Source organism: Vibrio sp. R10-SF1-ISO8 (assembly GCF_059833805.1).
In genome coordinates this window covers 218,065-235,879 of the sequence record NZ_JCBDHL010000019.1, presented here as the reverse complement: position 1 = coordinate 235,879, position 17,815 = coordinate 218,065, and the positions used below count along the sequence as shown (strand labels likewise).

Genomic DNA, 17,815 nt, shown 5'->3' with positions numbered 1-17,815 from the left:
ACTGAATCGATTCAGCAAAAAGGTAAAAAATATTGGTTCAGCGTCAACGGGTCTAACTTATTGATAAAAGGCTGCTACTTAGAACAAACACTCAAAAAATAAGTGACTTTACTCACTTTATAGACCTTGCTGAATCCTTTCAGCTTTAATACTGAATCGTTTCAGCATATAATTCAACTCATCGTAAGATCATTTATAAAGTATTATGATCCGGCGCACAGAACAAAGGTTGTGGATATGACACTAGATGAGATAGCAAAACTTGCCGGGGTTTCGAAGACAACCGCGAGTTATGTGATCAATGGTAAAGCTCAAAAATATCGAATTAGCGAGAAAACTCAGCGAAAAGTGATGGACGTGGTGAATGAACACAATTACCGACCTGATCTCGCTGCAAGCACCTTAAGAGCTGGGCAGAGCCGCTCATTTGGACTCATTATTCCAGATCTAGAAAACACCAGTTACGCGAGGTTAGCCAAACTGCTTGAACAGAATTCTCGTTCGGCAGGCTATCAGATTTTAATAGCCTGCTCTGACGATGAACCAGAAACAGAAAAAAACGTTGTTCAAGCACTGGTTAGCCGTAAAGTTGATGCACTTTTTGTGGCTAGTGTAATACCCAATGCAAGTGAATTTTATCTGGAGCTTAAAGCGAAAGGGACACCAGTCATTGCACTTGACCGTCCCCTTGATGACGAGCACTTTTCTTGTGTCATCAGTGAAGATTTTGGCGGCGCTTTTGAACTAACCCAGTCGGTAATTAGTGACAATGTAACAAGTATTGGTCTTATTGGGGCATTACCTGAGCTAAATATATCTCGTGAGCGCGAGCTTGGGTTCATTTTAGCGGCAAAACAGCATAAGGTAAAACCCGTTGTCGGCTATGGAGAACACTTCAATCGCAAAGATGGACAACAAGTACTTAACGCTTGGTGCAAAGCAGATAAGGTGCCGGACGCTATCGTCACTACCTCTTATACCTTATTAGAAGGGGTGTTGGATGTACTGTTGGAAAATCCAGATTTGGCAAATAAGGTTAAGATAGCGACATTTGGTGATAATCGTCTATTGGATTTCCTACCTATGAAAATCAACTCGTTACCACAGCAGTTTGAACTCATTGCTGATAGTGCGATGGAGCTGGCGCTTAATGCTGCAGCCAAACGATATCAAGCTGGCGTTGAGTTAGTACCGAGAAAAATCGTTGTTAGATAAAATTAAGCCCCGTAAATAACAGGGCTTAGTTTTTTGTTTGGTTGATTAGTATTGGAATCGAACCGACATAGTCACTTGCGGGCCATAAAGACCGTTGTTGCGAGTTTCTGCTGAAAGAGAAAGTTGTTGCGTTGAGTGGAAACGCACACCAGCATGGAATACAGACGCATCATCATTACGACCGAGGCGTCCCGTAGCTTCGATTTGATCGGTTAGCCACAGGCGCAGACCTACGTTGATCTCTGCTTGGGTATCACTTTCACCGCCGGCTTCTTCTGTGTATTTAACTTGGTGGATAAGTAACTGTCCGTAAACGTCGGCGAACTGACTGATAGGGCCGTTAAATCCGATACCGCCAGCAAGGTCGTAGTCTTTGTCAAACTGAGTGTCTGCGCGAAGAATAAAGTGCGAGTTTTCAGTAAAGAATGTACTAAACTCGGCACCTGTCATTTCAGGGCCAATAGCTGTTCGAACTTCGAAAAAGTTATAGTTAAAATTGTTCGCTTGGGCGCTTGCGCTGATGCCAGCAATCGCTAGGGCACTGGCCAAAATGATTTTTTTCAAAAGTAGTCTCCGACTAACAACAATAAATTGACTAAAAAGAATGGCTTGCAATAAGCAAGCCAAATCATAGCCTAATCAGAGAACTAATTCAGTGGATTTATAGAATCTGAATACGATCTACTTCAATTTCTGGTATGTTTCCACCTTCGTACTCACCAAAAAGACGAACTTTTGTCGTATGATCAATTGTCTGTGTCATATGAATGTCGTCGTCCAGCTCTACTTGAATCTCTCCCTTACCGTCAGAGAATATGAAAGTATCGCCTTTAACTTGTCGTAAAAGATTCCCCTCAACGACAACGTTCTTTTCTGTGAACATACTCGTGTCAGCTAGCAGGGTATCGACAGTAGTAAGCTCTACAGGGCCGCTATATTGAATACCAGTCCCTTTTTCATGGTGACCATCTTTTGCTAGGGCGAAGGTTGGAGCAAGGATTAGTGTCGCAGCAGTAGCAAGAATTACTTTTTTCATCATGTTTTCCTTTTTAATGTAAGGCAGTGTTTGTTTGATGGTGCTATTAAAACAAACCCAATTTGAATCCATGCTGAGTGTCAGATTCATATTCCATTCATATTGTTGAGGAAATTGGCCGAATACCGTTATTATTAGCGTTACTCCAATAGATCGAATAAGTATCAATAGTTCATGCAATCCACATTGAAAGCACTAATGGTTCAAGGCACGACTTCAGACGCTGGTAAAAGTGTTCTAGTGGCAGGTTTGTGCCGCGTCTTAGCGCGAAGAAAGATTAATGTCGCCCCGTTTAAGCCTCAAAATATGGCGCTCAATAGTGCCGTTACCCCAGACGGAGGAGAGATAGGCCGAGCGCAAGCTGTTCAAGCGCTTGCCTGTAACATTGAATCTAGCGTCCATATGAATCCGGTGTTGCTTAAACCAAATTCGGATATGGGTGCTCAGGTCATTTTTCAGGGTAAGGCCACTACGACGGTCGACGCTATTGGTTACCAAAGTTACAAAAAGGTCGCTCTGCCAGTAGTAATGGAATCTTTTTCTCTCCTTCAGTCTCAATATGAGTCGGTTTTGATTGAAGGTGCGGGAAGTCCAGCAGAAATCAATCTAAGAGCCAATGACATCGCAAATATGGGGTTTGCAGAAGAGGCAGATGTTCCCGTAATCATTGTGGCAGATATCGATCGTGGTGGTGTATTTGCCCATCTTTACGGTACGTTAGCATTGCTGTCTGATAGTGAACAGGCGAGAGTAAAAGGCTTTGTCATTAACCGCTTTCGAGGCGACATATCCCTATTAGAGCCAGGACTTGATTGGTTAGAAGAAAAAACAGGTAAACCCGTGATTGGGGTCTTACCTTACTTACATGGCTTTGACTTAGAGGCCGAGGATGCGATCAATACGCAACAAGTGAGCGGTGAACAGACAAAGCTCAACGTTGTTGTTCCCGTATTTCCACGAATTAGTAACCATACAGATTTTGATACGCTGAGACTCAACCCAGATTTAAACCTGAGATACGTCGGTAAGGGTGAGCGCTTATCTGACGCTGATTTAATCATCTTGCCCGGTTCAAAATCAGTACGGAATGATCTTGATTATCTTCGTAGTCAAGGATGGGATAAAGATATCAATAGACACCTTAGGTTAGGTGGTAAAGTCATGGGCATTTGTGGAGGGTACCAGATGCTTGGTTCGATGATTCATGACCCAATGGGTATTGAAAGTGCCCCGGGATCAAGTCAGGGGTTGGGGCATTTATGCGTAGAGACTGAACTTAAGGAAAGTAAAACGCTAACCAATGTGAGCGGTATAATGACACTAGAAGGAAATAAGATTGCTGTCAGTGGATATGAAATTCACGCTGGTGTTAGTGATGTGTCTTCGAATCACCTCATTGAACTGGAAAATAAGCAGTTTGATGGCACGATTAGTGATTGCAATCAAGTGCTTGGTACTTACCTCCATGGTATCTTTGATAATGCTGACGCGGTATCAGCCATTTGTAAGTGGGCTGGAGTTGAAAACGTAGCGAAAATAGATCATCAACTAAATCAACAAAAGGCCATTGATAGAATTGCTGATGCGATAGAACAGCATCTTGATCTGAAAAAACTCTGGCCTGAATTATAACCAACGTGACTATGACCAGTTTAAAACAATCTCTTTTAGCCTTTATTGCATGTGCTAGCTTTAGTGCTCACTCTGAGTCGTTGCGTATTTACGCCGCTTCATCAATGACCAACGTCGTCAATGATCTGGTCGAGCAGTATGAAGAATCAAATGATGTTTCGGTGACAACCGTATATGGTGGAAGTGCATCGTTGGCGCGTCAATTGGCCCAAGGAGCTCCTGCTGATATCTATATATCTGCGAATCAAAAGTGGATGAATTACCTTGTTGATCAGAGTGTTGTTTCAGGTGACGCTGTCACTAATGTCGCGGCGAATAGCTTAGTCGCCATTGCTCCAAAAGGTAGTCTTCTTCAGTTGGATGTAAATTCGGGAGAGTCATGGATGTCAGCATTAGAGGGAATTCGCCTCGCGATTGGACAAACTAATGCAGTACCTGCTGGTATCTATGCCAAAGAAGCGCTAATTAACTTAGGGGTTTGGGGTGAAGTAAAAACGCATCTCGCTCCGACAAACAATGTACGTATCGCTTTAACGTTAGTGGAAAGAGGCGAATCCGCTCTTGGTATCGTCTACAAAACAGATGCGTTGTTAAGTGACAAGGTCGAGGTTGTGGCGTCTTTACCCAATAATTCACACACTCACATTGTTTATCCGATGGCACCGCTCAATGACAAGTTAGAGGCTCAACGCTTTGTTAAGTTTATACATAGTCAACAAGCTCAAAGTGTGTTTAAACAGTATGGTTTTACTGAGGTAGTGGAATAGAGGTGAGTTTGCTAACCGATTACGAGTATCAAGCGTTACTATTAAGTTTAAAAGTTGCATTCTTTGCGATTGTTTGGTTGATTCCGTTAGGGGTTGGTCTTGCATGGCTGTTAGCGAGAAAACAGTTTTTTGGAAAAAGCTTGTTGGATTCATTGATTCATCTCCCTTTGGTTTTGCCACCAGTAGTGATTGGTTATTTGCTGCTTATTTCAATGGGTAGGCAAGGCGTTCTTGGCAACTGGCTAGATGAGCATTTTGGTTTAGTCTTTTCTTTCAGTTGGAAAGGAGCAGTGCTGGCCTGTATCGTTGTCGCGCTTCCGCTTATGGTGCGCTCTATAAGACTCAGCTTAGAGAACGTTGATGGTCGATTAGAGCAAGCGGCAGCTACGTTAGGCGCCTCTCCAATTAAGATCTTTTTCACTATAACCTTGCCGCTCACGATCCCCGGGATCATTACCGGTACCATGCTTTCATTTGCGCGAAGCTTGGGAGAGTTTGGGGCGACAATCAGCTTCGTCTCAAATATCCCGGGTGAAACTCAAACCCTTCCACTCGCAATGTACACCTTTATCGAAACTCCAGGCTCTGAAGCAGAAGCTATGAGACTATGTTTAATCTCGATAGCGATCGCGCTTGCGTCGATGCTTATTTCTGAGTGGTTAGCTAGGGTGAGTGCGCGCCGATTGGGAGCAAGCCAATGAAGGGAATAACAGCACGTTATCAACAGCGGCTTGGCGACGTTAAGTTCGATATAGACCTGACACTACCAGAAAAAGGCATTACCGCCGTCTTTGGTCGCTCTGGGGCAGGTAAAACTTCGCTGATTAACGCTATTGCAGGTTTAAAAAAACCTGACAATGGCTTGATTGCTATCGGCAACAAGACGCTCTTTAACTCAGAACTTGAAATTGATGTTCCTGTGCATTTACGCAATGTTGGCTATGTGTTTCAAGATGCACGTTTGTTTCCCCATTTTAAGGTAGAACGAAACCTCAATTATGGGGTTTCCATCCCAGATGAATCCCACTTTGAGCAAATTGTTCAGTTGTTAGCGTTAAAACCTTTACTAGGGCGCTATCCGAACCAACTTTCAGGTGGAGAAAAGCAACGTGTGGCGATAGGTAGGGCGCTGCTGTCTAAGCCAGATATTCTATTGATGGATGAGCCTCTTGCCTCACTCGATTTACCGCGTAAGCGAGAAGTGATGCCATTCTTAGAACAACTCTCGCAGAACATAGAGATCCCAATAATTTATGTTTCTCACAGTTTGAATGAAGTATTACGTCTTGCAAGTCACTTAGTTGTGATTGACGAAGGTAAAGTTGCGGTGTCTGGCCCAATTGAAGAGGTTTGGTCATCACGAGCCATGAAGCCTTGGCAATCTTTCTCTGAACAAAGCTCATTGTTTGAAGCCAGGGTCGTAGAACACAACAATCAGTATGCGTTGTCTAAGGTTGAACTCGCTCCCGACGTTGCCCTGTGGGTACAAAAGATTGACGGTGAGCTAGGTTCGCCAGTTAGGCTACAAGTCAGAGCCAACGATGTTTCGATAATGCTTGATGAGCCTCAGCGGACGTCTATTCGAAATGTACTACAAGGTAGAGTGTCGAGAGTAGAAACGCACGCTAGCAGCCAAGATAGAATCAGTGTATCGGTTCAAGTTGAACTGTCACAAGGGTGTTTCTTGGTGGCAACAATTACTGCTTGGGCAAGAGATGAATTAGAGCTCGAAGAAGGGGCTCTGGTTTACGTTCAAATCAAAGGTGTGAGCGTCACTCAACGAGATGTCGTAGTATCCAATTAAAAAACGCCGCGGAAAGCGGCGTTTAAGTTTTTAGCACTCAATTACTTCGCGAACACGTCAGTAAAATCACGTTTTAGAATAGGGTCACGACGTGCTTTTTTGATTTGCTTAACCATGTCTTTAACACAGTTGTGTAGGACTTGGTCTAGTAATTCTGCACGGTACTCTTCTTTTTGCTCATCTGTCATATCTTTTGGAAGGTTTAGCGTTGGAAACTCTTCCATTACATTGAGTCCAGCAAAGGCTTGGCTCACAGATACTAAAGCATGAAATTGTTCAAAATTATCTAGTACATTTTGTGCGCTGCTTGGCAGTTCATTCCACGATTCACGAACCGCTTCCTCAGAAACTTCATGGATTGACGTTACCATTAAGTGCATTGCTTCTGGAACTTCATCAAATTCAATCACTTGGCGCAACTCAGCAGACACTTCTGCAAGATCTACTTTAGGCTGTTCTGTTTGATCAACGTCAGACATGGATAATATTCTCTTAAAATGTGTGTGTATCGGCGCTATCGTAAAAAATTAGGGATAAATGTCAACCTTAAATGGATGATTAAACCAAGGTGGAGTATGCTTTTGTTAAGCATGTGATTTCTTAGCGATTTTGTTCGTATAAAGCGGTAAGGGAAAATGATTCATATAGGCTAAGACCAAAACGAATTAAAGGGTAATTAATAGTGGAAATAACGGGTTCGTCGATGAACATCTTGCTGGTTGATGACGTTCAAATGGAGCGTATACAGCTGGCGATCAGGTTAAAACAATTAGGGCATACAGTTGAAATGGCCAGTTCGGGTCAAGAGGCTCTGGAGATGTATCCTAAGTTTGAACCCGATCTTGTTCTACTTGATATTTCAATGCCTGAAATGGATGGATTTGAAGTCTCGGCTAAAATCAGAGAATGCTTCCCTGATTGGGTACCTATTATATTTTTAAGTAGTCACGATGAACCGACGATGATTGCAAGTGCCATCGAAGCGGGTGGTGACGACTATCTAATAAAGCCCGTAGACAAGATCGTGCTTAACTCTAAGTTAATAGCGATGCAACGTATTGCTTTTATGCGTCGAGAGCTTAAACAAAAGTCTGCCGCACTGGCGAAAGCAAATGAAGAGTTAGCACAATTAGCACAAGAAGATGGTTTAACCAAAGTAAAAAACAGACGTTATGTTGACGAAAAGCTCACTGAGATGATTTCATTGCATGGCCGTCACCAGCTTCCTCTAAGTATTATTTTACTCGATGTCGATCGATTCAAACTATACAACGACAATTATGGGCACATTGAAGGTGATCGCTGTTTAATAGAAATCGCTTCTACATTATCCAAGTTGTTTACGAGAAGCGGGGAAGTCGTAGGTCGTTATGGCGGTGAGGAGTTTGTTGTGTTACTCGGCTATACCGATGATGAAAAAGCGACGAAAAACGCCGAGCGAATCAAATCGTCTATAGAGGCTGCAAACTTGAAGCATGAATATAGCGATGTTGCGCCAGTCGTGACGGTGTCACAAGGTGTATACCAACTCATACCAAATGGACGCGAAACTATAGAGCAACTCTATGAGCTCGTCGATAAGCGTTTGTATCAAGCTAAGGTTAACGGAAGAAACCAGTACGTAGTGAGTGACGATTAATTAATACAGACCTGGTTTCTGCCTGCTTTTTTCGCTTTGTATAACGCGTTGTCGGCAGCTTTCATTACTTCAGACACCTTATTAGATTCTGAACTGTCGGCGACACCAATGCTTATTGTGACGTTAACATATTCTTGCTTCTTCTTTGCCCCGCGGCTTTTAGAGCCTACTTTATCGTCTTTTGGGCGCGCATCTTGATTTCGCAATACCATGTTGTAGTTTTCAATCGACGCTCTTAGCAGTTCTAAATGGTCACGTGTATCGTCAGCTAATTTCCCTTTGAAAAGCACGGTAAACTCTTCACCACCATATCGGTAGACCTTCGCTCTACCTCCAACATGCTCAAGTTTGGTTGCGACAAGCTTTAATACATCATCGCCGGTATCATGCCCATAAGTATCGTTGAACGATTTGAAGTGATCGATATCTAGCATCGCAATGGTGTATTTACGCCCGAGGTGTTTTAAGTCTGACTCAAGAGCAAGCCTCCCTGGGATCTCAGTGAGCGTATCCATAAATGCCAGTTCATAGCTTGCAGAAAGCAGGTAAACCAACAGAAGTACTCCCGCTAAGGAAAATAGGGTGCTAGAAATGTAGGTGACATCAAAAAATACAAACGTTGTGGCAGATAACAGCGTTGCAGAGTAGAGCACGACATCAATTATGCTATTTCTGTTCAAGACACATATAGCAAAAATAAGCACCATGGCGGTGAGAAAAACAACCAGAATAAAGGGAAGCTTTGACACCTGTGGTAATACAAACAAAAACGTTTCGTTGATGTTTTCAAATCCGCCTTCGTAGAAATAGGTCAATATCAGATACGACCAAAGCAACAACATGGCGATCTTAAACAGATATAGCCCAAATGTACGAGTGAACAGAGAGGAATCTTTGTAGCTGTAGACAAAAATCAAAGCGATAGGGAGTAATGCTGCGAGCAAAGATAGCTCTAGGATAGTTGTACCTGATGATAAAGGAGATTGCAGCCTTTCCTGTATGACCCAATAGGAAACAGCAAGCGCTGAGGCCACCATCGCTATTCGACTTTGTTTAAATGCGTTAGCTAGCACTATAGTTATAGCGAAGAGTACAAATGGAAGCTTTGTCACTATTCCTAGATTCGAATAGGTGAGGTTGATTACATTGTTCATTCCAAATGCAATAAACGTCAGCAACATCAAAGGTAGCGAAAGACGGAACCAGTTTGTAGTGACTACAGAAAACGACATTCAACCTAGCCTAATTGGATCTTATTATTGATTGGTAACTTGTTTAAGAATACTTTTATTTGATGAATTTCCAAGCTTTTTACTAAACTTATAGATGAAAATTAGGGACACGTTTATATAGTAGTCACAAATTGGCGTTGAAATACGCAGATCCGTAGAAAGCGGTGACGAATTGAAACATACTAGGACAAAGAGTGGTCCTTACAAGGAGTTGAGTAATATGCAGATAAGTGTGGACGTACATAATTATATGGAGACATTAGTCGGTCAAGAACTTGCGAAGTCCGAGTATGTTGATAAATTTGACCATGAGCAGCTTGCCGATCTTGCATGTTTAGCTTTGTCTCAGTTACGACCTGTGTATATTCGCTATGATATAGACTTTCTATCCGCTTTACCGGAAGAGAGGCTTGTTACTCTTAAAGAATACGCAGCAACGGCAATCGAAGCTGCAAGCTGTATGATTGTTGACGACCGTAGAAAAAACAGGAAAGATGAAGTTCTTGTCGTGTTTAGCAAGCAGATGTTTGACGATGACATTGAGCTAGAGTGGTTCGAAAAACCTCTGCTTAACAAAAAATAATCATTACCAAGGAGTACTCTGTGGGACTTTTTTCTCGCTTGTTTGGTGGTCAAAAAGAACAACCTAAAGTTGAAGTTGAGCCAGTAGAATACAAAGGCTTTCTTATCTATCAAGAGGCTTTACCAGAAGGTGGGCAGTATCGAATTGCGGGTAGAATTACTAAGCAGTTTGGCGAAGAACTGAAAACACACCGTTTTATTCGTTCTGACGTACTGCCGAGCGAAACCGACGCAAATGAATTTATGCTTAAGAAAGCGCAAATGTTTGTAGACCAAATGGGCGACAACATTTTTCAGTAGATCCTCTCCAAATTGACAAACATCATAAATTTAAGAGCCATTAGTCGTTATTCTGATGGCTCTTTTTGTATGTGGATGTCACATAGTCAGTTGTTTTAATGAGACTTTTCGCTTACTGGTTTGACCTCTTCTCACTTTAATATAATGTGGTTAGGTAACAAATTGATAAGCAAAATGATTCATTACCATCGGTTATAAGTAATGATATTTTGTATTTTTGTTACAAAATGCTTGAAGTATCTAAAAACGTTGGATAAAAACAGAACAATCATTGTTGCGAATAGTCAAGGAATAGCTAATGCAAATTGGTGTGCCAAAAGAAATACTCGCCGGAGAAACGCGAGTGGCTGCATCGCCAAAATCGGTTGAGCAGTTATTAAAATTAGGCTTCGAAGTCAGTGTTGAAAGCGGAGCCGGCGAATTAGCGAGTTTTGAAAACTCTGCTTTTGAAGCTGCGGGAGCTAAGATCGTTTCCACTGAAGAAGTTTGGAACTCAGATCTTATCCTCAAGGTCAATGCTCCTCTGTTTTCGGAGGAAACGGACGAGATAGCATTATTGAAAGATGGTGCAAGCTTGATCAGTTTTATCTGGCCAGCGCAAAATCCAGAGTTAATGGAAAAGCTTTCTAGCAAAAACATTAACGTAATGGCAATGGATGCCGTGCCGCGTATTTCACGAGCACAGGCTTTAGATGCACTTTCTTCAATGGCAAACATCGCCGGTTATCGAGCCGTCGTTGAAGCGGCTCATGAGTTTGGTCGTTTCTTTACTGGGCAAATTACCGCTGCGGGTAAAGTTCCACCAGCCAAAGTGCTTGTCGCAGGCGCTGGTGTAGCCGGTCTTGCTGCAATTGGTGCTGCCGGTAGTCTAGGTGCGATTGTACGTGCGTTCGATGTTCGCCCTGAAGTAAAAGAGCAAGTCCAGTCAATGGGCGCAGAGTTCTTAGAAGTCGACTTTAAAGAAGATTCAGGCTCGGGTGACGGCTACGCGAAGGAGATGTCCGACGAATTCAATAAAAAAGCAGCTGAGCTTTACGCTGAGCAAGCCAAAGATGTTGATATCATCGTAACAACGGCGCTTATACCAGGTCGACCAGCTCCAAAGCTAATTACCAAGGAAATGGTTGATAGCATGAAAGCGGGTAGTGTGATCGTCGATTTGGCTGCAGCCAATGGTGGTAACTGTGAATACACGGTAGCGGATAAAGTCATCACGACAGAGAATGGTGTAAAGATCGTTGGCTATACCGATATGGTTGGTCGTCTGCCGACTCAGTCTTCTCAGTTATACGCAACTAACATCGTTAACCTTCTCAAGCTGCTTGCAAAAGAGAAAGATGGCAACATCAACATCGATTTTGAAGATGTGGTTTTACGTGGTGTTACTGTTGTTAAAGAAGGTGAGGTTACTTGGCCAGCACCGCCAATTCAGGTGTCTGCTCAACCAGAGCAAAAACCAGCTCAACCTGCTGCAAAGCCTGAAGCTAAAAAAGAAGAACCCACTTCTCCAGTGAAGAAAATAGCCGGTCTAGCTGTAGGCTTGGGTGCGTTTGCATGGATTGCTTCAGTGGCACCAGCGGCATTCTTATCTCACTTTACGGTATTTGTTCTCGCCTGTGTTGTCGGTTACTACGTTGTTTGGAATGTAACGCACGCTCTACACACACCACTTATGTCAGTAACTAATGCTATTTCAGGCATTATCGTGGTGGGCGCGCTATTGCAAATCGGTCAGGGAAATGGGGTTGTTTCATTCTTGTCGTTTATTGCTGTATTGATCGCCAGTATCAACATCTTCGGTGGATTCACCGTCACCAAGCGCATGCTTGAAATGTTCCGTAAAGATTAAGGAGTAACAGGGAATGTCTGCAGGATTAGTACAAGCAGCTTATATTGTTGCTGCATTATTCTTTATTTTGAGCTTAGCAGGATTGTCTAAGCAAGAGTCTGCAAGATCGGGTAACTACTACGGTATTGCAGGTATGACGATCGCCTTGATCGCAACGATCTTTGGCCCAGAGTCTGAAGGTTTCGTTTGGATCATCATCGCCATGGTTGTCGGTGGTGGTATCGGTATCCATTACGCTAAGAAAGTTGAGATGACAGAAATGCCAGAGTTAGTGGCAATTCTACACAGCTTTGTTGGTATGGCCGCGGTACTGGTTGGCTACAATAGCTACATTGATGCGCCAGAGGCCGCAACGCACGCAGAACACGTAATCCATTTAGTGGAAGTGTTCTTAGGCGTATTCATTGGTGCGGTTACCTTTACGGGCTCAGTTGTCGCCTTTGGTAAATTGCGCGGTATTATTTCATCTTCTCCTTTAAACCTTCCGCATAAACATAAGATGAACCTAGCGGCGATTGTAGTATCGACTCTGTTAATGCTTCATTTCGTTAATGCTGATGGCAGTATGTTTGCACTGATAGTGATGACGTTTATTGCCTTCGCTTTCGGGTATCACTTGGTGGCTTCGATTGGTGGTGCGGACATGCCAGTGGTCGTGTCAATGCTTAACTCATACTCTGGTTGGGCAGCAGCGGCGGCAGGTTTCATGCTAGCAAACGATCTATTGATTGTGACTGGTGCGCTTGTGGGTTCTTCAGGTGCGATTCTTTCTTACATCATGTGTAAAGCGATGAACCGTTCATTTATCAGTGTAATTGCTGGTGGATTTGGTCAGGAAATCGTTATTTCATCAGATGCTGAGCAAGGTGAGCACAGAGAAACTAATGCAGAAGAGGTCGCAGAGCTTCTAAAGAACTCGAAGTCTGTTGTAATCACTCCTGGATACGGAATGGCTGTGGCTCAGGCGCAATATCCTGTTCATGAAATAACGGAGACGCTACGTTCGCATGGTGTTGAAGTGCGCTTCGGTATTCACCCAGTCGCTGGCCGTCTACCAGGTCATATGAACGTACTGCTTGCAGAAGCTAAAGTTCCATATGATATCGTGCTAGAAATGGATGAGATCAACGATGACCTTTCTGAAACAGATACGGTACTGGTTATCGGCGCAAATGATACGGTGAACCCAGCGGCACTTGACGATCCAAATAGCCCGATTGCTGGCATGCCAGTACTTGAGGTGTGGAATGCGAAGAACGTTATCGTGTTTAAACGCTCGATGAATACAGGTTATGCAGGCGTGCAAAACCCACTGTTCTTCAAAGAAAACACCCAGATGTTATTTGGCGATGCAAAAGAGAGTGTCGAATCTATCTTCAAAGCATTGTAGATTCAGATTACACTATACAGAAGCCAGCATTACGCTGGCTTCTTTCGTTTCGTGAGTACCATTTCTGACATTGATATTACATTTCAGTTTTATATTTTTGCCATAATGTTTTACTCTAAATCATAACTTACTGATTTAATGAATTTTTGCATTGATTAAGACAACAATTAAAGCGATCGCAATAGGTATTGCGGTCCTCTCAGGTAGCGCATCTGCAGAGTCTTTACCGGAGCGTATTGACCGATTTGTTGATCTTTTCGATCAGGAACAGGCAACCGTTTCTTACGATATCCGTAGCTTACAGTCTGATTACCCGACTAGGCTTCTAACTCCGGAATCGATGTTGCCACAGACGTCGGCGTATCCACTTAAAGATGTGCAGAGGTTATACAAGTTAGCGCAAAACTGTACAGGAAAGCTGCCGCTTAGCCCTTTGATTACTGAGCCACTGGTTTTTACACGAGCGATGTGTAAAGGGAATAAGCTTAGTGAAAAATGGTTTGCCAGAAGTGCATTAATTCACCCAGGTGGTGGAACCTATGCAAGTAGATATGTTCAAACGTATCCAGAATATATTGAACAACTGCAGCAATACATGCACATAAAAGAGCGTCCTTTGGCATCCGACTCAACGTTATTGGGTCGACTGCAAAGGATGAACGAAGATACCATGGTAGCACTCATTTCTGGCTCTAGCATGTTTATTGAACGCAATGAGCTGTGGTTAAGAAAAAGCGACAACTATTTAGTTTATCCAGAACGAATTTGGAAACAAGCTGTCGAAGACGCAGGGCTGTCGTTTAGCTTGAGGAAAGAGTCAAGCAGCTGTTTTGTGCAACGCGGTAACTTATGTTGGGATGTTGAAGACCATTCGGACGTCTTGCGTATCAGCATGGTTGCTCTGGTCATTGCCAACATATTGTTAGTACTAGGCTGGTCTGCGTACCGTTGGAACACTAAGCGCCAAGAGATGAAAAGCAGAATGTTGATTCTGCAAATCTTGACTCACGAACTGAGGACGCCAATTGCCAGTTTGTCTTTAACAGTAGAAGGGTTCAGGCGCGAGTTTGAGCACTTACCTGAATCCGTTTATGATGAATTTCGCCGTCTATGTGAAGATTCAAGACGATTACGTCAGTTAGCTGAAGCGAGTAAGGATTATCTTCAGTCAGATAACAAACCGCTAGCGACTGACTGGGTACCCTCTGTAAAAGAATGGTTAGAGTTTAAAGTAGAAGAAGAGTTTGGCGGGAAAGTTAAGCTCAATGTAAACCAAGATGTCGCAGCTAAATTGAATGTCTATTGGCTCGGCACTTGTATAGATAATTTAATCCGCAATGCCAATAAATATGGGGTTGCGCCTGTTGTACTTGATGTGACAACAGAAACACAAAAAATTACGGTTAAAGTTCAAGATCAGGGTGATCTGTCAGCAAAAGATTGGCGACAGTTACGCAAGCCATTTGTCAGTAAAAGTGGCCTTGGTCTTGGCTTAACCATAGTGGAATCCATGGTTGGTCGAATGGGCGGTAGAATGTCGTTAATTGGCCCACCAACAGCGTTTATTTTGGAGATACCTTGTGAAACAGACACTGCTTCTTGTTGAAGATGATAAAAACTTAGCTGATGGTCTTTTAGTTAGCTTAGAGCAAGCGGGGTATGAGTGCTTCCATTCAGAGACAATCGCGGATGTAGCACAGTATTGGGACAAAGCGGATCTCGTTATACTTGATCGTCAATTGCCAGATGGCGATTCAGTTGATCACCTTGTAGAGTGGAAAAAGATCAAAGATGTACCAGTGATCTTGTTGACGGCGTTAGTTACTGTAAAAGATAAAGTGATGGGATTGGACGCAGGTGCTAATGACTATTTGACTAAGCCATTTGCTGAAGCTGAGCTATTTGCACGCGTCCGTGCTCAGTTAAGAGCGCCAGAAGGTGAAGCACAAGATGACAACAAAGTCGTCACTGACCACCTTGTAATTGACAAAGCGACACGCGAAGTAACCTATAAAGATGAGTTGGTAACTTTGACACGAACAGAGTTTGACCTACTACTGTTTTTGGCAAGTAATCTCGGTAGGGTATTTACCCGTGATGAGCTATTGGATCATGTATGGGGTTACAACCATTTCCCGACCACACGTACAGTTGATACCCATGTACTTCAACTTCGTCAAAAACTACCTGGACTCGAAATCGAAACATTACGTGGCGTTGGCTACAAAATGAAAGCTTAATGGATAGAGCAAAGTTATTGCTTGGCGCACTGATGGTCAGTGCGTCAACAAATGCGGTACAAGTGCCGTGGTTCGAAAGCAACTCGCCTTTAACACAGGCTCATAGGCACTTATTAAACAATGATTTACCGGCGATGTTTACTTCGCTAGTAGAAGTGTGGCAGCTTGAAAAAAATCGCTCTCTCACACCCCACCTAAATGATCTTTTTCTTCAATCTTTAGATGTAGATTGCGGAAAAAGTCTAGATAATCGCTCATTACCTGAGTGGATTAGTAATGTCACCGTTCGTCGAAGTGAAATACAAAGCCCTGGCAGGGACGCGTATCGAGCGATTATTGAGATTGAATCAAATCGTGATATCAAAGATATTTCTTTAACGCGATGGGTCTCTAAAAACCTTTCTACCGATAACTCTTTCATTCAATCAGTATCTACCAACGACCTTGGTACTCAAAAATACATAAAGCGATATAACTTGAACAGTAGACTCCAAAGCGGTCTATTTAGAATTGATGTTACCGCTTCGGATGAATCTTCTTGGAGTTCTTGGCTTGTATTGGGTGAACCTAAGGCCGAAATGACCGTTCGTTGGGACGCGAAAGCACAATGGAAACTCGAGAGGAACGCCTTACTAAATCCTAATTGCCCACTGCCTAAGCTTGATGTAGCACTTTATGACTACATTGATGGCAACTACAGCCAAGTCTGGGGGGAAAGTTATGATTCCGATTATCCTACCTCGTTAGATAATGGGATTGTTGACAAAGGTAGGTACGTTTTAGCCGTTTCGATCAACCACCAAAGATGGCAAGGACCGATAATTGTTGAACAATCACAAATAATTAGTAAGACCTATGATGTTTCAGTGGAGGAATAACTAAAGTTAATAGACAATAGAACGATATAAACATATGGAACTAAAAAGTTTATACAATTATGGAAAATAAAATAAAACTTCTTACATTGTCTATTGCACTTGCAGCCAGCTCTGCCTCCGCTGCAAATTACGCTATTGAAGCCCGCGGAGACGCAATGGGTGGAGTAGGTGTCGTTTCTGCAACTTTTTTAACCGCTCCTTTCTATAACCCTGCTCTTACCGCAATTTATCGCCGAAATGATGACTATGGCATGATCACTCCAAGCTTTGGTCTCTCATACAGCGACGAGCACATGATGGTTGATGACCTCAAGAAAGCGGCAGACCTTATCGAGCAGGGTACTAGTAATCCTGCTGATCTCAATGCCGCCGAGCTTGATGCCACTTTAAAAGCATTAGACGGTGACATCGCCAAACTCGAAATAGGTGGTGTGGTTGCATTTGCCATCCCAAACAAATTTCTAGCTGCTAACGTGTTTGGTAAAGCCTACGCAGAGTCCTACGCGAATCCTCTCATTGCCAGTGATAGCACCAACCCTGACAATGATCTAAGAATCCTAGAAAATGCGCAAAATAGTACCGTCAATGCGGTTTCAGTAGGGGTAACTGAAGTCGGTATTTCGTTGGCAAAGTACCAGACTTTCCTTGGCCAGCACATTTCTTTCGGTATTACACCTAAACTGCAACGTATATACACCTATGTCTACGAAGCAAGTTTTACCAACTACGATATCAAAGACGTTCGTGATAATGGTACCGGTGAAACCATGTTCAATATGGATGCTGGCTTCCTTTGGTTTTATGGGCCTATGCGAGTAGGTTTTTCGGCAACTAATTTAGTGAGCCGAGACATTAAAACCTTAACGATTCCATCTTCAGTAAGTGGTAAACCTGATATTTCTTACTCTTACCAAATGAGACCGCTCTATACAGTTGGTGTCGGCTTAGTTGCTGATTATGCCACTATCAGTGTGGACTATGATCTCAACGAAGAAGAACGCTATACAAATTTCAACGACAACACACAAATGCTCAGAGTCGGTGGCGAAATTGACATCATGCGCCAGCTAAAACTGCGTGCGGGTTGGAATCGAAATCTAGCTTATGACAATCTCGATGACACAGTAACGGCTGGTATTGGGTTGTCACCACTAAACTTATTCCAATTGGATATCGGTGCTAGCTACACGAATGAAAACTCGATGGGAGCTTATATTAACTTCTTAACAAGTTATTAAGCTTCCGGGTTAA

Annotated in this window: 18 protein-coding genes; 14 read left to right on the top strand and 4 right to left on the bottom strand. The window is 43.0% G+C overall.

The genetic code is table 11. The annotated features are described in order from the left end of the window. Positions 1-237 precede the first annotated feature (237 nt). A complete protein-coding gene (cra, locus tag AC6R00_RS15980; RefSeq protein WP_500641109.1) occupies positions 238-1,215 on the top strand; it encodes a catabolite repressor/activator in 978 nt (325 codons plus the stop codon). 45 nt (positions 1,216-1,260) lie between these two features. Here cra and AC6R00_RS15975 read toward each other — a convergent pair whose 3' ends face one another. Beyond that, positions 1,261-1,779, bottom strand: a complete 519-nt coding sequence (locus tag AC6R00_RS15975) for a hypothetical protein (RefSeq protein ID WP_500641108.1) — start codon at positions 1,777-1,779, stop codon at positions 1,261-1,263. Between the two features lie 97 nt (positions 1,780-1,876). After that, complete coding sequence (locus AC6R00_RS15970) at positions 1,877-2,251, bottom strand: YgiW/YdeI family stress tolerance OB fold protein (RefSeq protein ID WP_500641107.1); 375 nt, start codon at positions 2,249-2,251, stop codon at positions 1,877-1,879. A gap of 174 nt (positions 2,252-2,425) precedes the next feature. Here AC6R00_RS15970 and AC6R00_RS15965 point away from each other — a divergent pair, with 174 nt between their 5' ends. From AC6R00_RS15965 to modC, 4 genes are read left to right on the top strand one after another with little or no spacing between them, the layout of a single operon-like run. Next, complete coding sequence (locus AC6R00_RS15965) at positions 2,426-3,883, top strand: cobyric acid synthase (protein WP_500641106.1); 1,458 nt, start codon at positions 2,426-2,428, stop codon at positions 3,881-3,883. 11 nt (positions 3,884-3,894) lie between these two features. Further along, entirely contained in the window at positions 3,895-4,650 is a 756-nt protein-coding gene (gene modA, locus AC6R00_RS15960) for a molybdate ABC transporter substrate-binding protein (RefSeq protein WP_500641105.1), read from the top strand. Between the two features lie 2 nt (positions 4,651-4,652). Beyond that, a complete protein-coding gene (modB, locus tag AC6R00_RS15955; protein ID WP_500641104.1) occupies positions 4,653-5,351 on the top strand; it encodes a molybdate ABC transporter permease subunit in 699 nt (232 codons plus the stop codon). Continuing rightward, positions 5,348-6,454, top strand: a complete 1,107-nt coding sequence (gene modC, locus AC6R00_RS15950; protein WP_500641103.1) for a molybdenum ABC transporter ATP-binding protein ModC — start codon at positions 5,348-5,350, stop codon at positions 6,452-6,454. Before modB ends, modC begins: the two co-directional genes overlap by 4 nt. Positions 6,455-6,495: 41 nt before the next feature. On the opposite strand, the gene AC6R00_RS15945 is transcribed toward modC, so the two are convergent. After that, positions 6,496-6,933 (bottom strand): DUF3069 domain-containing protein, encoded by a 438-nt coding sequence (locus AC6R00_RS15945; protein WP_500641102.1) that lies wholly within the window; start codon positions 6,931-6,933, stop codon positions 6,496-6,498. 224 nt (positions 6,934-7,157) lie between these two features. Here AC6R00_RS15945 and AC6R00_RS15940 point away from each other — a divergent pair, with 224 nt between their 5' ends. Continuing rightward, positions 7,158-8,093 carry a GGDEF domain-containing response regulator gene (locus tag AC6R00_RS15940; RefSeq protein WP_500641438.1) on the top strand — a complete coding sequence of 312 codons (936 nt, stop codon included), beginning with the start codon at positions 7,158-7,160 and terminating at the stop codon, positions 8,091-8,093. Here AC6R00_RS15940 and AC6R00_RS15935 read toward each other — a convergent pair. Then, complete coding sequence (locus AC6R00_RS15935) at positions 8,090-9,325, bottom strand: GGDEF domain-containing protein (protein WP_500641101.1); 1,236 nt, start codon at positions 9,323-9,325, stop codon at positions 8,090-8,092. The genes AC6R00_RS15940 and AC6R00_RS15935 overlap by 4 nt on opposite strands. Positions 9,326-9,545: 220 nt before the next feature. On the opposite strand from AC6R00_RS15935, the gene AC6R00_RS15930 reads away from it, so the two are divergent. The 8 genes from AC6R00_RS15930 (at position 9,546) to AC6R00_RS15895 (ending at position 17,802) form a co-directional block, all read left to right on the top strand. Then, positions 9,546-9,908: a late competence development ComFB family protein gene (locus AC6R00_RS15930; protein WP_500641100.1), complete on the top strand. Its 363-nt coding sequence runs from the start codon at positions 9,546-9,548 to the stop codon at positions 9,906-9,908. Positions 9,909-9,928: 20 nt separating this feature from the next. After that, positions 9,929-10,207: an HlyU family transcriptional regulator gene (locus AC6R00_RS15925; protein ID WP_500641099.1), complete on the top strand. Its 279-nt coding sequence runs from the start codon at positions 9,929-9,931 to the stop codon at positions 10,205-10,207. A gap of 298 nt (positions 10,208-10,505) precedes the next feature. Beyond that, entirely contained in the window at positions 10,506-12,056 is a 1,551-nt protein-coding gene (pntA, locus tag AC6R00_RS15920) for a Re/Si-specific NAD(P)(+) transhydrogenase subunit alpha (protein ID WP_500641098.1), read from the top strand. Between the two features lie 13 nt (positions 12,057-12,069). Continuing rightward, positions 12,070-13,446 (top strand): Re/Si-specific NAD(P)(+) transhydrogenase subunit beta, encoded by a 1,377-nt coding sequence (pntB, locus tag AC6R00_RS15915; RefSeq protein WP_500641097.1) that lies wholly within the window; start codon positions 12,070-12,072, stop codon positions 13,444-13,446. Between the two features lie 154 nt (positions 13,447-13,600). After that, on the top strand, positions 13,601-15,052 hold the full coding sequence (vxrA, locus tag AC6R00_RS15910) for a sensor histidine kinase VxrA (RefSeq protein ID WP_500641437.1): 1,452 nt from the start codon (positions 13,601-13,603) through the stop codon (positions 15,050-15,052). Beyond that, the gene (gene vxrB, locus AC6R00_RS15905) at positions 15,027-15,686 is read left to right on the top strand and encodes a response regulator transcription factor VxrB (protein ID WP_500641096.1); all 660 of its coding nucleotides are present in this window, start codon (positions 15,027-15,029) and stop codon (positions 15,684-15,686) included. The genes vxrA and vxrB overlap by 26 nt, the downstream gene beginning before the upstream one ends. Beyond that, the gene (locus tag AC6R00_RS15900; protein ID WP_500641095.1) at positions 15,686-16,564 is read left to right on the top strand and encodes a DUF2861 family protein; all 879 of its coding nucleotides are present in this window, start codon (positions 15,686-15,688) and stop codon (positions 16,562-16,564) included. The genes vxrB and AC6R00_RS15900 overlap by 1 nt, the downstream gene beginning before the upstream one ends. A gap of 59 nt (positions 16,565-16,623) precedes the next feature. After that, positions 16,624-17,802, top strand: a complete 1,179-nt coding sequence (locus AC6R00_RS15895) for a conjugal transfer protein TraF (RefSeq protein ID WP_500641094.1) — start codon at positions 16,624-16,626, stop codon at positions 17,800-17,802. Positions 17,803-17,815: the final 13 nt, after the last annotated feature.

Coding starts and splice junctions, on each gene's coding strand:
- AC6R00_RS15945 (WP_500641102.1), bottom strand. CDS start 6,933: ATGTCTGACGTTGATCAAACAGAACAGCCTAAAGTAGATCTTGCAGAA.
- AC6R00_RS15935 (WP_500641101.1), bottom strand. CDS start 9,325: ATGTCGTTTTCTGTAGTCACTACAAACTGGTTCCGTCTTTCGCTACCT.
- pntB (WP_500641097.1), top strand. CDS start 12,070: ATGTCTGCAGGATTAGTACAAGCAGCTTATATTGTTGCTGCATTATTC.
- modA (WP_500641105.1), top strand. CDS start 3,895: ATGACCAGTTTAAAACAATCTCTTTTAGCCTTTATTGCATGTGCTAGC.
- AC6R00_RS15970 (WP_500641107.1), bottom strand. CDS start 2,251: ATGAAAAAAGTAATTCTTGCTACTGCTGCGACACTAATCCTTGCTCCA.
- AC6R00_RS15940 (WP_500641438.1), top strand. CDS start 7,158: ATGAACATCTTGCTGGTTGATGACGTTCAAATGGAGCGTATACAGCTG.
- AC6R00_RS15900 (WP_500641095.1), top strand. CDS start 15,686: ATGGATAGAGCAAAGTTATTGCTTGGCGCACTGATGGTCAGTGCGTCA.
- modC (WP_500641103.1), top strand. CDS start 5,348: ATGAAGGGAATAACAGCACGTTATCAACAGCGGCTTGGCGACGTTAAG.
- AC6R00_RS15965 (WP_500641106.1), top strand. CDS start 2,426: ATGCAATCCACATTGAAAGCACTAATGGTTCAAGGCACGACTTCAGAC.
- pntA (WP_500641098.1), top strand. CDS start 10,506: ATGCAAATTGGTGTGCCAAAAGAAATACTCGCCGGAGAAACGCGAGTG.
- cra (WP_500641109.1), top strand. CDS start 238: ATGACACTAGATGAGATAGCAAAACTTGCCGGGGTTTCGAAGACAACC.
- AC6R00_RS15930 (WP_500641100.1), top strand. CDS start 9,546: ATGCAGATAAGTGTGGACGTACATAATTATATGGAGACATTAGTCGGT.
- AC6R00_RS15895 (WP_500641094.1), top strand. CDS start 16,624: ATGGAAAATAAAATAAAACTTCTTACATTGTCTATTGCACTTGCAGCC.